We start from the raw sequence: 14,783 nt of genomic DNA on the forward strand, positions 1-14,783 counted from the left end.
AGAGGATCTGCCATGGAGCGCATCGCGAGTTTTTCCGTTGACCATCTGCTGCTCGAGCCCGGCGTGTATGTGAGCCGCATCGACCGCGATCCGGCGACCGGCGCCGCCGTCACCACCTTTGACCTGCGCCTGACCACGCCCAACAAGGAGCCAGTTATGAACACGGCGGAGTGCCACACCATCGAGCATCTGGGTGCCACGTTCCTCCGCAATCATGCCGAGTGGTCGAGCCGCATTGTCTACTTTGGCCCCATGGGCTGCCGCACGGGCTTTTACCTGGTTGTCTTTGGTGAGCTGACGAGCGAGGAGATCTTGCCGCTCGTGCGCGAGCTGTTCGAGTTTGTTGCTGGTTTTGAGGGCGATATCCCCGGCGCCGCTCCCGAGGAGTGCGGTAACTATCTGGACCAGAACCTCCCCATGGCAAACTGGCTCGCGCGCCGTTATCTCGACCGCGACCTGGCCAATATCGACGAGAAGCACCTGCACTACCAGCAGGCGTAAGGGCTTTATCGCCCAAAGCGCGCGCATTGGGCGCCTTCGCTTATGCGGGGGCGCCTTTTTGTTGAGTGGTCGGGACGAGCGTTCAAAATCGCTCATGTTTGTTCTAGAATGTTCGTATAGTCACATTTACGAACAGGAGCGAACATGCACATCTATTCTGTCAACGATCCCGAGTTCAAATCCTATGGCAACGTTTGGGATGACGTTCCGTCCGAGCTCACGTCGCTCGTGCTCGAGGCGCTCTCTGCCACGCCCATCCCCGAAGGCAGCAAGTACGTAGCAAGCGCGCCGGAGCTCGAGAGCGTCAAGGGTGCCGATAAACTGGGCTTTCTCATGTTTGGCGGCCGCCCCTTCCAGCTCGGCTGGTGCAACGGCCACAACACGCAGCTCAACTGCCTGGAGTATCACCGCGCCAGCGAGTTTAACCTGGGCGCTCGCGACTTTATCCTGCTCGTGGCGCATCGCTGGGAGATCGAGGACGGCAAGCTCGACACCGCGTGCGTCAAGGCGTTCCGCGTGCCGGCGGGTACGGTCGTCGAAGTCTTCAACACCACGCTCCACTACACGCCCTGCATGGTCGACGACGGCGGCTTCCAGGTGATGGTGGCGCTGCCGGCGGGCACCAATGGCCCGCGCCCCGAGGCCGCAGCCGACATGCCTGCCGCCGGTGACAGCTACTGCTACTGGAAGGCCGACAAGTGGGTCCTCTGCCACGCCGACAGCCCCAAGGCAGCCGAAGGCGGCTACGTGGGCCTCGTCGGCAAGAACCTCGACATCACTGTGGACTAGAATCTTCCGTCTCGATCTGTAACATCTAGCGGGCTAAATCGTTGCTACCTGTTACAGATCGAGATAAAACGGGCCCAAACCACCACAAAGGTGCCTGTCCCCATTGTGGTGGCTGCCTAGAACTGGCTGCGAAGGTAGTCAGCCATATATGGTACGGCGAAGCGCACGTAGCCGCGGCGAGCCTGTTCGATCACGCCGGCGTCAATAAGGCGCCGGCGATACTTTTGCGCATAGTCGGGCGTGACCGACATTCGCTCGGCAATATCGGAGATGCGCGACGCAGCGTCTTCGTCGTCAGCCATTGCGGCGAGAAACGCGACGTCTTGGTCAGATAGCGCGGCGAGCGTCGTTTCGCAGACATCGTTTTCGAAATCGACCTTCGACGCTTCGATGGCTCCGTCAATTTGCCCTTGCGCTGCGCGTTCTCCAGCCTTGCAGCGATTGGCGATGTTATAGCCGATCAACTGCAGCATATAGGGCGAACCTTGGGTTGCGTGAGCGGCGCGGAGGCGAAGGTCGCTTGGAATATCAAGGCCGAGCTCCTCAAAAGCCCGCTGATAATAGGCATCGACATCTCCGACTGAAAGCGGATCGAGCGTGACCTTGCGAGCGCGGTTGAGAAATGTCAGCACGCGGTCATTGAGTGTTGCGCAGACGGCTCCCGGAAGGCCCGCCATGACGAGCGCGACGTTGAGTCGCTCGCCGACCAGCTCTTGATAGGCAGTGACGAGCTGTCTAATCTCGGGCGAATTTGCCTGGAGCTCATCGATAAGGATGAGGATGCCATGGCCCTGCTCGGTCAGTTTGCGCGCAAGCTGCGTGAGTTTAAACTGAAAGCTCTTGGTCTCCTGCACGTCTCGTGTGAACTCGAGGCCTGCCGAGAACCCAAAAACACTCAGGCTGCCACCCGTGAATTTGGGAAGACAGCGTTTGTTGACGTAAGGCTCGCCTGCCTCTTGGATTTTTTCAACAATGCGCTCGAGCATATCCTCGGAGGCCACGGTGGGCGTGGCGACAACGAAGCCGAGCTTACGAGCGCGATCGGCAAGTTCCCACAGAAGAACCGTCTTGCCGCTGACTCGCTGTCCAAGCATGAGCATGGCTCGGTCGCGATTGCCCGGTTCCTGCTCAAGGCCGGATATGAATGTCGAAATTACCGTTTCGCGCCCGACTAGATAAGAGGGGCGATTTCCAAATGAGGGGGAGAAGATGGGTTCAGTCATAAGTCTTCTTTCCTTTTTTTCCTATTTTTTCCTTTCTTTCCTATTCAGTCAAATGGTCTGTCACCCGAAGGCGGCTACGTGGGCCTCGTCGGCAAGAACCTCGACATCACCTGCGACTAGGGGCTTCCTGTTTGTCTCGATCTGTAACATCTGACAGGCTAAATCGTCTCTTCCTGTTACAGATTGAGATAAACCGCAGAGGGTGCCCGAAAGATCTCGATCTGTAACACCAGGCCCGGTTTTGGCGGTCTACCTGTTACAGATCAAGACAAACCCCAACCACCACAAAAGCATCTGTTCTCTTGCGATTTGGCGACTTGCGATGGAATGCGAACTGATCCGGTTTTGCAAACTGGAAAACAGTTCGTATTTAACCGTAGCTGAGGCTGTGGACGCCTGCATTGCCCGGTCCGCAATACATTCTGCAGCTGTGAGCGGTAGATTATCGTCCGTGAACGGTTTTTTTCGATTTAATCACTTCACATAGAATTGAATGTGTGCATACTATTTCTGCACCGCGTTACTCCTCGGGAGGCGCCACGAGCATCATATAGATAACGTCCTGCGGAGAGCGGGGCATGCTGGATGCTAGAAGTGGAGCCAGAGGAGTTTTTTTCATGCTGATAACCAAGGCCATAAACAATAACGTCGTTCTCGCCGAGGACGAGAACGGGCGTGAGCTCGTGCTGTTTGGCAAGGGCCTTGGCTTTCGCGGCGCCCCTTCCTATATTGAGGACGAGTCCAATATCCAACGCAGCTTTCGCGACGTAAGTCCTGAACTCTATGATGCACTTGCTTCGCTTACCGATGACGTGATTATTATCGCGTCCGGCATTGTGGACATTGCGCGCCAAGAACTCAACTGCAAACTTAACCCCAATCTTATCTTTACCATCGCTGACCACCTTCAGTTCGCGATCGAGCGCGCTCGCAACGACAAAGTGATCCCCAATCCTCTTTCCGAGGAAGTTCGGTTTGTGTATCCCCGTGAGTATGAGGTGGGCCGTCGCGGAGTGCTGCTCGTCAAGGCGATTGATGAGGACGTCGACTTTCCCGACTTTGAGGCAGCGTCAATTGCACTGCATGTCGTGAACGCAGAGAGTCTCGACGAGGGCGGCTCGGAAGCGTTGAGCCGCAATATGAGTCTCGTGGTGAAAAGTGCCGAGGTACTCGAGGCCGTTACCGATATCGTCCAGCGGACCCTCGATATCGAGATCGATCGTTGCTCCTATAGCTACGTTCGCTTCGTTACGCACATGCGTTTTCTTATCGGCCGTCTTATGAAAGGCGAGATCGAGCAGACGCGCAACAGCTCGCTTTTCCGTCAGGCAACCCATGATTTCTCGGACGCGTACATTTGCGCTCGAACCATCGATGAATATCTGCGCACCAAGCACGGATGGAATTGCTCCGACGAGGAACTTCTGTACTTGATGATGCATATCAACCGCCTTTGCCCGGGGCACTAACCGGGCCTGTGATCGCTGTTTTGCCCCAAGGCGCCGGGGCTACAGATATTTTTCAATCGCTGTGAAACAAGGAGGTTTCACCATGGCAAAGGACTACACGCAGCTCGCGTGTTCGATTATTGAGCTGGTCGGCGGTGAGGAGAACGTCATGAGCGTCTCCCATTGCATCACTCGCCTGCGTTTCAGGCTCAAGGACGAGAGCAAGGCCCAGACCGAGAAGCTCAACCAGACCGAGGGCGTTATCTCGGTCATCAAGAGTGGTGGGCAGTATCAGGTCGTTATCGGCAATCACGTCACCGACGTCTATGACGCGATCCCCCGGGTTTCGAATATCGAGCTAGGTGGCGAGGTCGAGGATGAAGGGCAGGGCGGCAGCCTGGTTAATCGCGCGATCAACCTGATCTCGGGCATCTTCATGCCGATGCTTCCCGCCATGAGCGCCGCCGGCTTGCTCAAGGCGTTCGTCATTATGTTTAACACGTTCGGGGTCCTTGATTCGGCGACCACCACCTATCAGATTCTTTACGCCATGGGTGATGCGGTTTTCTATTTCATGCCCATCTTCCTGGCGCGTACGGCTGCGCAGAAGTTCAAGTGCAACGACTGGACTGCGATGGCCATCGCTGCGTTCTTCTGCTACCCGACGCTCACCACGCTCTTTAACGGTGCCGATCCTGTCGACCTGTTCGGTCTGCCGGTTACGCTCATCAGTTACACGTCCTCGGTCCTGCCCATCATCGTTGCCGTGTGGGTGCAGTCTTGGGTTGAGCGTGCGCTCAACAAGGTCACGCCTGACATGCTTAAGGGTCTTATCGTCCCCCTGCTCACCGTCTTCGTTGCGTGCGTTGTCACGATCTTTGTCGTCGGTCCCGTTACCGATATCATCGGCAAGTTGATTGCCAACGCCCTGGTCTCGCTGCTCAATACTGCTCCGCTTGTCGCCGGTTTCCTGCTCGCCGCCCTGCACCCCACCCTCATCATCTTCGGTATGCACTGGGCCTTCATCCCGATCATCGTGAGCAACATCGGTACGCTCGGCTATGACGTAACTCTTCCCATCACGGTGGGCACCAACTTTGCCGTGGGCGCTGCCACGCTGGCCGTCTTCCTTAAGACCAAGGACACCGACCTCAAGGAGCTTGCTGCCGCGAGCGCGGTGTCCGCACTGCTCGCTGGCATCACTGAGCCTGCCATCTACGGCGTCGTGCTCAAGTACAAGCGCCCATTTGTGATTATGGCCCTTTCCTGCGGCGTCTGCGGCGCCATTGCAGCGACGGGTGGCCTGCAGCAGTCGGTTCTCATAACCACGTGCGTTCTCACCATTCCCGCGATCGGCGGCATGGTTGGCTGGCTCGACGTCATCGCGCTTGCGGTTGCTGCTGTAATCACGTTTGTCGCGACGCTTGCCTTTGGCTACAGCGACAAAATGCTGCTCGAGGCCGACAAGTAATCTGCTAACAAATTTGCACCCCAATCCCCTTACTGGCCGGGGGCCCGGCAATGCGTCGGCGCCCCTGGTCCTGCTTGCCGAAGACGACACATCGCTGCCTGGTTGCAAGCCGATGTGTCGTTTTGGTCAAACAGAAAGGACTATTCATGCGAGACGACGAGGTTTTGGGTCTCCTGGGCCAAATGACGCTTAAAGAGAAAATCGGTCAGCTTGTGCAACTCGATGGCGGCTGCTTTGGTACCGATGCCGTGGCGGTGGGTCCGCGTGCCAAATTGGGCGTGACGCAAGAAGACGTTGACGTATGCGGCAGCGTACTTAACGTATTGGGTGCCGAGGAGGTGCATCGGATCCAGGATGCCTATCTCGAGCGCAACCGCCTCAAGATTCCCTTGGCCTTTATGGCTGACGTGATTTATGGCTACCAGACGTGCTATCCGATTCCTTTAGGGCTCGGTGCGACTTGGGATCCCGATTTGATCTGCGAGGACTACAAGCTGATAGCCGAAGAGGCCGTTGCCGACGGATGCATGGTGACGTTTAGCCCACCGGTCGATGTGGTGCGCGACGCCCGTTGGGGTCGCTGTCTCGAGATGCCTGGAGAAGATCCGGTTTTAAGCTCCCGATTTGCCGAAGCCATGGTCGAGGGGTTCAAGGGTGACGGGTCGCCGCGAGGTAGCATCGCCAGTTGCGTTAAGCACTATGCAGGGTACGGCGCTCCCGAGGCCGGCCGCGAATACAACACCGTTGACATGAGCGAATGGCGTCTCCGCAACGAATATCTTCCGCCCTACAAAGCCGCAGTCGATGCCGGTTGCGATTTGGTGATGACAAGCTTCAACACTATTGATGGCATCCCTGCCACTGCAAACAAATGGCTTATGGACGATGTCTTGCGCGGTGAGTGGGGTTTCGACGGACCGATTATCACCGACTATGCTGCCGTCTCCGAGTTAATCGGCCACGGCGTTGCCGCCAATCAGCGCGAGGCCGCCAAGCTGGCCATGGATGCGACGGTCGATATCGATATGAAAACTCCGTGCTACGCGCACGAGCTCGAGGGCCTTGTCGCCGACGGCGAGATCTCCATCGAGCAGATCGATGCCGCCTGCCTGCGCGTGCTGCGCCTTAAAAACAAACTTGGCCTGTTCGAAGATCCTTACCGCACCTGCTCGCCCGAGCGTCGCGATGCCGTGACCTGCTCACCCGAGCGCCTCGAGAGTGCTCGAAAGACCTGTGATGAGGCGCTCGTGCTACTCAAGAACGAGGACGGTATGCTGCCCCTCGCTACCGGCGCCTCGGCGCCGCGCGTGGCGCTCATAGGGCCTTATGCAAACAGCCACGATATCATCGGTATGTGGGCTATCCATGCCGATAAGTCCCGCTCTGTCACCCTGGCCGAGGCATTTGCCGAGGTGCTCGGCGAGGACGGTTTTGTCTGGGCTCAGGGCTGCAACATGCTTGACGATTATTCGGAGCTTGGCGAGTTTGGCAAGATTCCAGCGTTTGGCGTCGCTGCCGACGATTCCGATCCAAAGAAGCTGGAGGCCGAGGCGCTGGAACTTGCCGCTGCATCCGATGTGGTGGTTATGGCGCTCGGGGAGCATATGCTCCAGAGCGGAGAGGGCGGCGCCCGCACGGACATTACGATTCCGACGCCTCAGAAGCGTCTTCTCAAGAAGGTGCGTGCTCTGGGCAAGCCGGTGGTGCTCGTGCTCTTCAACGGGCGCCCGCTTGCCCTGACGGATATCTTGGATGACTGCGATGCAATTCTGGAGGCTTGGTTCCCCGGCACGGCAGGCGGTCGCTCGGTGGCAGACGTGCTATTTGGCAAGGTCAATCCCTCGGGCAGGCTTACCGTGAGCTTCCCGTATAACGTCGGTCAGGAGCCTCTGTATTACGCTCAGTTCTCGACGGGTCGCTGCGCCAAGACGTCGATCCACAGCGGAAGATTCGTCTCGCGCTATATGGATTGCCCCAACGGTGCGCTTTTCCCCTTTGGGTACGGCCTTTCCTATCACAAGGCGCGTTATGAGAACCTGCGCCTTTCGTCTACGCGGATGGTGACGGGCGAGCGTCTGCTCGTTTCGATTGACGTGGAGAATGAATCCGAGATCGCCGGTGTCGAGACCGTCCAGCTCTACTTCCATGACAAGGTGGGCACGCGCGTGCGTCCCCTGCTCGAGCTGTGCGATTTCAAGCGGGTGTCGCTTTCTGCGCACGAGCGCAAGACTGTCGAGTTCGAGCTCGGCGAGGAGCAATTAAGATTCTGGACACCTGAGCATGCTTGGGCGAGTGAGCCCGGTGAGTTTGAGGTGTTTGTCGGGCCCAACAGCGAGGATCTGCTCGGTGCGGAGTTCCAACTTGTCGATTGACGATAGCCGACATCACCTATTTTTCACTTACGTTTGAAAGGATTGGCATGCAGCACGTTGTAACAAATCCTTACTTACCGGGCTGGGAGTATATCCCTGACGGTGAGCCGCATGTGTTCGACGGACGCGTGTATGTGTATGGCAGCCATGACGCCCCCGATGGCACGGCATATTGCCCCGGTGACTATGTCTGCTGGTCGGCTCCTATCGATGACTTGGGGGCATGGACCTTTGAGGGTGTGGTTTGGCGCAAATCGGATGACCCCGCCAATGCCGATCTTGCTGGATACGGTGCGCCCGATGTATGCAGGGGAGCCGACGGCAAGTACTATCTTTTTTATTTTTGCATGGCAACACCCGATGGCCCGATCATATCGGTTGCCGTGTGCGACGATCCGGCGGGCCGTTATCGCTATCTCGGACCCGTGTGCACGCCCGATGGTAAGCGGTTTACGGCGGCATCGGGATACGGTCTTCCGTTCGATCCAGCGGTGCTTGCGTGCAAAGACGGCGGATGCTGGCTCTATTACGGCTTTGGTGCCAAGAAGTCCGGCGGGCGTCTGCCCTCTGCGGCGACCGAGGGCAGTTTTGTGGTGCGCCTTTCGGACGATATGCGTTCGATGGCAGGTGCCCCTGTGCGCCTGGCGCCGGGGTATCTGCAGGCGAATGGGACGGGCTTCGAGGGACATGCGTTCTTTGAGGCATCGAGCATCCGTGAACTCGATGGGCGCTATTACTTTGTGTATTCCAGCGAGGTGGGCCATGAGCTCTGCTGGGCAACGATGCCCGCCCCCGATGGCCCCGTGACGTACGGTGGCGCGCTTGTCTCCAACGGCGACGTGGGCTTGCCTGGTCATGAGACCGAGGACAAGGCCGTTATGGACCTTGGCAACAACCATGGAGGCATGGCGCGCATCGCGGGGCGCGATTACATCTTCTATCACCGTCACACCCACGGTGCCCAACATGCGCGGCAAGGCTGCGCGGAGCCGTTGCTTATTTCAGCCGACGGGTCAATCGAGCAGGTTGAAATCACGAGCTGCGGACTTAACGGGGCGGCGCTGCCCTGTGGTCGCGTTTACCCTGCAAGCATTTGTTGCCATCTAGTCGGTCCCCATGGCGCGGTTCACTATCGGGGGGATCTCGAGATCGCGTCCGATCACCCCGTCATCGATCAAGAGATCGACGCGGGCTGCGTGACTTCTGCTCGGACATATGTTGCGAACCTCTGCCGTGGGGCATCGGTTGGATACAAGTACTTAGCCTTTACGGGAACGGAGCATGCGTTGCGCTGCGAGGTGCGCGGCACGCTGTGCGGTGCGGTCGAGGTGCGCGTAGATGCGCCCGGCGGGCCGGTTGTCGGCCGCATCTCATGCGAGCCGAGCGTTGACTGGCATGAGATCGCTGCTCCCATTGAGATGCCCGCCGGCGATCATGCTGCGTATCTTTCGATCGAGGGCGATGGCTCCCTCGATCTCTCGACACTCTGTTTTAAATGATGAGTTCGGTGACAAGTGTGAGTTCGATTCCCAGACTCGAGAAAAATAAAGCGGGACGCTGGTCGCTGATGGTCGACGATCGGCCGTTTGCAACGTTGATGGGGCATCTTGCCGATGTTATAGCCGATTAGCTGCAACATATAGGGCGAGCTTGGGGGCACGCGAGCGGCTGCGTGTCTGTTACAGATCGAGACAAACCTGCCCAAACCACCACAAAGGTGCCTGTCCCCTTTGTGGTGGTTGGGGCTGGCGGGTATCAAGAAGTGTCAGGCGGGGCGGCTGCCGGGCCGCCGTGTGCGAAAAGAAGTGTCGGCCTGCGCCGCTGCCGTTGAGTAGCGCGCTGCTTGCGGGGATACTGAAGCCACGACAAACAGCGTATGAAAGGATCGATGCATGGCTTTCCGTAAAGACTTCCTGTGGGGCGGCGCGACGGCTGCCAACCAGTGCGAGGGTGCCTACGACGTGGACGGGCGCGGCCTGGCCAACGTGGACGTAGCCCCGCACGGCCCCGAGCGTTACGCGGTGGTCTCCGGCCAGCGCAAGATGCTCGACTTCGAGGACGGCTATTACTACCCCGCGCAGACCGGCATCGATTTCTACCACCACTACAAGGAGGACATTGCCCTCTTTGCCGAGATGGGCTTTAAGACCTTCCGCATGAGCCTGGCCTGGACCCGTATCTTCCCCAACGGCGACGAGACCGAGCCCAACGAGGCCGGTCTGGCTTTCTACGAGGACGTGTTCCGCGAGTGCCAAGCGCACGGCATCGAGCCGCTCGTGACCATCACGCACTTCGACTGCCCGATCCACCTCATCAAGGAGTACGGCGGCTGGCGCAACCGCAAGCTCATCGACTTCTACAAGAACCTCGCGACCACGATCTTCACCCGCTACAAGGGTCTGGTGAAGTACTGGCTCACCTTCAACGAGATCAACATGATCCTGCACCTGCCGTTTATGGGTGCCGGCCTTGTTTTTGAGGAGGGCGAGAACAAGGAGGCCGTCGAGTACCTGGCCGCCCACAACGAGCTCGTCGCTAGCGCCTGGGCAACCAAGATTGCCCACGGGATCGACCCCGAGGTCAAGATCGGCTGCATGCTCGCTGCCGGCACCTACTACCCCTACAGCTGCCGTCCGGGCGATGTGCGCCAGGCGCAGCTCGACAACCAGGACAACTACTTCTTTGTCGACGTCCAGAGCCGCGGCTACTACCCGGCCTATGCCGTCAAGAAGCTCGAGCGTCTGGGCATCGACGTCGGCATGACTGACGAGGACCGCGAGATCCTGGCCGAAAACACCGTCGACTTCATCAGCTTTAGCTACTATTCCACCCGCTGCTCCGCCGGTGCCGATAACCCCGATGTCGAGAAGACCAAGGGCAACGCCTTCGCCGGCGCCAAGAATCCCTATCTGCAGGAGAGCCAGTGGGGCTGGGCCATCGATCCGCTGGGCTTCCGCATTACCCTCAACGACCTGTACGACCGTTATCAGAAGCCGCTGTTTGTGGTCGAGAACGGCCTGGGCGCCAAGGATGTTGTCGAGGAGGATGGCTCCATCAACGACGACTACCGTATCGACTACCTGCGCCAGCATATCGCCGCGATGCGCGACGCGGTGACCGAGGACGGCGTCGACCTGCTGGGTTACACCACCTGGGGTCCGATCGACCTGGTCTCGGCCGGCACGGGCGAGATGTCCAAGCGCTACGGCTTCATCTACGTGGACCGCGACGACGCCGGCAACGGTACCCTCAAGCGCTCCAAGAAGAAGAGCTTCGACTGGTACAAGAAGGTTATCGCCACCAACGGCGAAGACCTGGCCTAAGGGCACTGAGGCACTCAACCTTGGGGCTCCAACCCTCCTCGCGTACCTAAAGTACGCTTCGTCGGGCTTGTCGCTCCCAATCTTGAGCACCTCAGGCCCTTAGGAGGTGGACCTGACCGCCGCATTTCGAAAGTTATGCTTTATAGCTTCCTAACCAAGGCGCCCGGCGAGCAGTTTATGCCCGCCGGGCGCTTTGTTAAAAGAAGTGAAAGAAAGCAAAAGAAGTTAAAACTTGCAAAAGAAGTTAAAACTTGCAAAACTAGTGAAAGCAGGATAGAGCTGACGGGGGAGTGTTCCATGGATGTGCCCATTAATCCGTTTACGCCGACATTTGGCATCGTCCCGCCAATTATGGCCGGCCGCACGTATCTTATTGATGATGTTGTGCGAGCGCTCGACCGCGGACCCGGCGATCCCAACTTGGCAACAATCTATGTTGGCGCACGAGGAACAGGTAAAACGGCCCTGCTCTCATACCTTAGCTCCGAGGCGCAAAGGCATGGTTGGATTTCGGTCGGCGTGGCTGCTGCTCCTGGAATGTTGGAAGACATTTACGAGCAAACGCGTGAAGTTGCGGCTGAATATATCGATAGCGGCTTAAATCCTAGGCTCAGAGGTTTGAGTGTGGGCCAGCTATTTAGCGTGGAATGGGAGCCGGAGCAGGCACCTTCGGCAAACTGGCGCACGCGGATGACTCGCCTTATAAAAGCTTTGGACAAATATGACATCGGTTTGCTGTTCACGATCGATGAGGTGTCGGCTTCGTTCGATGAAATGATTAGTTTTGCCTCTACGTACCAGATGTTTGTGCGCGAAGGCCGACGTGTGGGAGTGCTGATGGCGGGGCTGCCGCATCAGGTGTCAATGCTGCTGTGCAACCAGTCCGTTTCATTTTTGCGTCGATCAGTTCAGCACCACTTGGGGAATATTAGCGACAAGGAAATTGCCGTTGCATTGAAGGAGACCATCGAGGGCGGTGGCAGGCGCGTGAGTGCTGACGGCCTTCAGAAGATGGTAGATGCCATCGGCGGTTTTCCGTTTCTTATGCAGCTCGTCGGTTTCCGCTCTTGGGATATACGGCCTCAGGCAGAAGAGATAACCGCCCAAGATGCTGCAAGGGGCATTGCGCTTGCGCGTTCTGACATGGAGCAGCGCGTGTTGGCGCCGACGTATTACGAACTGTCCGAAGGCGATAAATCGTTCTTGGAGGCAATGCTTGCAGACGGGGGCGAGAGCAAGATTGCGGACGTTGCAGAGCGAATGGGCGTAAAGAGCAATTATGCGTCGCAATACCGCGCTCGCCTGATTGAGCAAGGGATTATTGGTGAGCGCGGCCGAGGAAGGGTTGGCTTTGACCTTCCGTATTTTAAGGAATACCTAGAGGAGACCCTCGCTGTCGATTAGTCATTGGGGGACGTTCTTGTTTGACTGGTCGTTTAAGAACGTCCCCAATGACTACTTGCCTAATTATCACCATTGTTTACCAGCGCGTTTAACCGAATTTACAGTTACCAATTAACCAAATATCAATTTTTTGGTTAACCATATTTACGCATTTCAATTAACGAAACAGATTAAACATGTACTGTTTGAGTTGGCACTTGGGGACGTTCCTTTTCTGTCGGCACCTGGGGACACTCCTGAGAGGTAGTCATTGGGGACGTTCTTAAACGACTAGTCGTCAGGGACACTCCTTGCGCGCCCTGCCGTCTGCGGATTTTGGGACATGCGGCCCGCTTTTTTAGCCCATCTGTCGGTACACTAAAAGCACTATGGGTACCCGCGAGCGACATATCGGTCACGCGGCCGCCCGATCCGCACCCGCGGCGGATCCCAGGGGCGGCAAGCTCTTTGCCATGCCGCGATTCCTTGTTGGCATATCGCATCGTGTATACCGCCGCCGCGTCTTTGCTATCGCCGGCGCCATCACCGCGCTGTTCCTTATGCTTTTAGCGGTCTTGCCGGCGCTGTTCGCCTCGGACCCCAAGCTTTCCAACACCGTGCCCGTCTATGGTGAGGTGTCCAAAGAGGTCGCGGACGAGCTTGCCCATACGAGCTCCTTTCCGCTACTTGTCGCCGCAGTCATGTTTTCAATCTGGGGCGTTCTCGCTTACCTGCGCTGCCTGGACTATATGTTGCGCCGCCGCCTTGTTGCTATCGCTGCCATCTGCCCCCTGTGGATGATCGAGGTCATCTTTAAGTACAACTCATTCACGCCAACTTACGCCACGCTGCTTTGGTACCTGTACTACGTGCCCATGACGCTCATCCCGCTGCTCTTTCAGCTATGCGGCATGCGCCTCGTGGGCGTGGAGCAACATCGCGCGGGCCGCCGCTACCGCACGGCCTTGTGGATTGCGGCAGCCCTGCTTATCGCGTTTGTGCTCACCAACGATTGGCACCGGCAGATATTCCACTTTGACCGCGCAAGCGAAACCTGGAGCAACGACTACACGTATGGCTGGGGTTACTTTCTCTTTCTGGCGTGGACGGCTTTTAACGTCGTTGCCTTTTTTGTCCTGGTGGGACGGTCCTCGTCTTATAGAATCCAGCGCTTTTCAGGCACGGCAGCACTCGTGTTGCTGGGCGGCGCGTTCTTTGCCGCTTCGTATGCCCTGCGTGTGCCCTGGGCGTGGAAACTCAACTTTTCGCTGGTCTATTGCGTGCTGTGCGTGGTAACACTCGAGATTTGCCTCGATTGTGGCGTTATCCCGTCGTATCACGATATCGCCGGCATCTTCGATACCCTGCCGCTCGATCTCAAGGTTCTGACGCGCGACTTGCAGGTGGCATATGCCACGCCGATGTCGGGACCAATCACGCCAGATGTGCGCGAAGAGCTTCGTGCGCAGGAGTACGGGCGTGCCCACGCCTTTACCGTGGCGTCTGCCCCCGATGTGATGTATCGAGCTTTTCCGCTGCTGGGCGGGTCGGCTCTCCTTGCCCAGGAGGTCTCGGAACTCAACGAGCTCAATCGCGAGCTGGCGTATCGGCGTATGGAACTGCAACGTCAAAACGAACTGCTCGCGGCCGACTATGACCTTAAGGCGCATTTGGCAGACCAGGAGGCCGAGGCGCTGCTGGTTCAAGATGTGGACCGGGCGCTTGCCCGCGCGCTCGATGAGATGTACAGCCTGCTGAGCTCGCTGCCTCCGCTTACCGACGAGGCATCCTCGCATGAGCGTTACCGCATGCTGCAGTGCGCCAAAATGCTCGTTGCCTATTGCAAGCGCAAAGGGTCGCTCACGTTGGCGCAACACGAGGAGAGCGGCTTTGACCGCGACCGTATTCAGCTGATTGCCAACGAGCTCGCAAGCGATCTGCGCACCATCGATGTCGACTGCGCCTCGATTGTCGCCATACGCCGCCCACTGCACGCCAGTACGGTAAGCGCCCTGTACGACTGCGTGTATGACTTTGCGTTTTTTGCCTACACCACCGACCATCCGGCGCTTATGTATCACTTGGGCGACCATGACCGGTGCAGTGTCGAGCTGCGCGCCGCGCTTTTTTCCAACGATGATGAAGATCTTTCGCAGACGCCCGCTGCACAAGAGCTCGAAAGCGCTCTGCAAGGGCGCAACGTGGCATACCGCCTTGAGGGCGAGCCCGGCCAGCTGCGCATGATCGTCTTGATGCCGCGGACGGGTGAGTGA

At 57.9% G+C, this 14,783-nt stretch carries 10 protein-coding genes; 9 read left to right on the plus strand and 1 reads right to left on the minus strand.

Annotated elements, in window-relative coordinates; genetic code table 11:
• Nucleotides 1-12 precede the first annotated feature (12 nt).
• Nucleotides 13-501 carry an S-ribosylhomocysteine lyase gene (locus DW029_RS00810; RefSeq protein WP_117758595.1) on the plus strand — a complete coding sequence of 163 codons (489 nt, stop codon included), beginning with the start codon at nt 13-15 and terminating at the stop codon, nt 499-501.
• Between the two features lie 144 nt (nt 502-645).
• The gene (locus DW029_RS00815; protein WP_118345028.1) at nt 646-1,290 is read left to right on the plus strand and encodes a DUF4867 family protein; all 645 of its coding nucleotides are present in this window, start codon (nt 646-648) and stop codon (nt 1,288-1,290) included.
• A 116-nt stretch (nt 1,291-1,406) separates the two neighbouring features.
• On the opposite strand, the gene DW029_RS00820 is transcribed toward DW029_RS00815, so the two are convergent.
• Complete coding sequence (locus DW029_RS00820; protein WP_118345029.1) at nt 1,407-2,513, minus strand: ATP-binding protein; 1,107 nt, start codon at nt 2,511-2,513, stop codon at nt 1,407-1,409.
• A 617-nt stretch (nt 2,514-3,130) separates the two neighbouring features.
• Between DW029_RS00820 and DW029_RS00825 the strand changes: the two genes are divergently transcribed.
• The 7 genes from DW029_RS00825 to DW029_RS00855 all read left to right on the plus strand — a co-directional run bounded on the left by DW029_RS00825 (nt 3,131) and on the right by DW029_RS00855 (nt 14,783).
• Entirely contained in the window at nt 3,131-3,982 is an 852-nt protein-coding gene (locus DW029_RS00825; protein ID WP_158572579.1) for a PRD domain-containing protein, read from the plus strand.
• An 82-nt stretch (nt 3,983-4,064) separates the two neighbouring features.
• Nucleotides 4,065-5,432, plus strand: coding sequence for a PTS transporter subunit EIIC (locus tag DW029_RS00830; protein WP_118345031.1), 1,368 nt, complete (start codon nt 4,065-4,067; stop codon nt 5,430-5,432).
• A 146-nt stretch (nt 5,433-5,578) separates the two neighbouring features.
• The gene (gene bglX / locus DW029_RS00835; RefSeq protein WP_118345032.1) at nt 5,579-7,804 is read left to right on the plus strand and encodes a beta-glucosidase BglX; all 2,226 of its coding nucleotides are present in this window, start codon (nt 5,579-5,581) and stop codon (nt 7,802-7,804) included.
• A 47-nt stretch (nt 7,805-7,851) separates the two neighbouring features.
• Complete coding sequence (locus DW029_RS00840; RefSeq protein WP_118345033.1) at nt 7,852-9,303, plus strand: family 43 glycosylhydrolase; 1,452 nt, start codon at nt 7,852-7,854, stop codon at nt 9,301-9,303.
• Between the two features lie 393 nt (nt 9,304-9,696).
• Entirely contained in the window at nt 9,697-11,127 is a 1,431-nt protein-coding gene (locus DW029_RS00845; protein WP_118345034.1) for a 6-phospho-beta-glucosidase, read from the plus strand.
• A gap of 135 nt (nt 11,128-11,262) precedes the next feature.
• A complete protein-coding gene (locus DW029_RS00850; RefSeq protein WP_233543755.1) occupies nt 11,263-12,531 on the plus strand; it encodes an ATP-binding protein in 1,269 nt (422 codons plus the stop codon).
• 368 nt (nt 12,532-12,899) lie between these two features.
• Entirely contained in the window at nt 12,900-14,783 is a 1,884-nt protein-coding gene (locus DW029_RS00855; RefSeq protein ID WP_118345035.1) for a histidine kinase N-terminal 7TM domain-containing protein, read from the plus strand.

Source organism: Collinsella sp. AF38-3AC (genome assembly GCF_003474365.1).
Taxonomy (GTDB): Bacteria; Actinomycetota; Coriobacteriia; order Coriobacteriales; family Coriobacteriaceae; genus Collinsella.

What these genes read in the sequence shown, in the direction of transcription:
- DW029_RS00810 (WP_117758595.1), top strand. Translation starts at nt 13, where the DNA reads ATGGAGCGCATCGCGAGTTTTTCCGTTGACCATCTGCTGCTCGAGCCC.
- DW029_RS00815 (WP_118345028.1), top strand. Translation starts at nt 646, where the DNA reads ATGCACATCTATTCTGTCAACGATCCCGAGTTCAAATCCTATGGCAAC.
- DW029_RS00820 (WP_118345029.1), bottom strand. Translation starts at nt 2,513, where the DNA reads ATGACTGAACCCATCTTCTCCCCCTCATTTGGAAATCGCCCCTCTTAT.
- DW029_RS00825 (WP_158572579.1), top strand. Translation starts at nt 3,131, where the DNA reads ATGCTGATAACCAAGGCCATAAACAATAACGTCGTTCTCGCCGAGGAC.
- DW029_RS00830 (WP_118345031.1), top strand. Translation starts at nt 4,065, where the DNA reads ATGGCAAAGGACTACACGCAGCTCGCGTGTTCGATTATTGAGCTGGTC.
- bglX (WP_118345032.1), top strand. Translation starts at nt 5,579, where the DNA reads ATGCGAGACGACGAGGTTTTGGGTCTCCTGGGCCAAATGACGCTTAAA.
- DW029_RS00840 (WP_118345033.1), top strand. Translation starts at nt 7,852, where the DNA reads ATGCAGCACGTTGTAACAAATCCTTACTTACCGGGCTGGGAGTATATC.
- DW029_RS00845 (WP_118345034.1), top strand. Translation starts at nt 9,697, where the DNA reads ATGGCTTTCCGTAAAGACTTCCTGTGGGGCGGCGCGACGGCTGCCAAC.
- DW029_RS00850 (WP_233543755.1), top strand. Translation starts at nt 11,263, where the DNA reads ATGCTTTATAGCTTCCTAACCAAGGCGCCCGGCGAGCAGTTTATGCCC.
- DW029_RS00855 (WP_118345035.1), top strand. Translation starts at nt 12,900, where the DNA reads ATGGGTACCCGCGAGCGACATATCGGTCACGCGGCCGCCCGATCCGCA.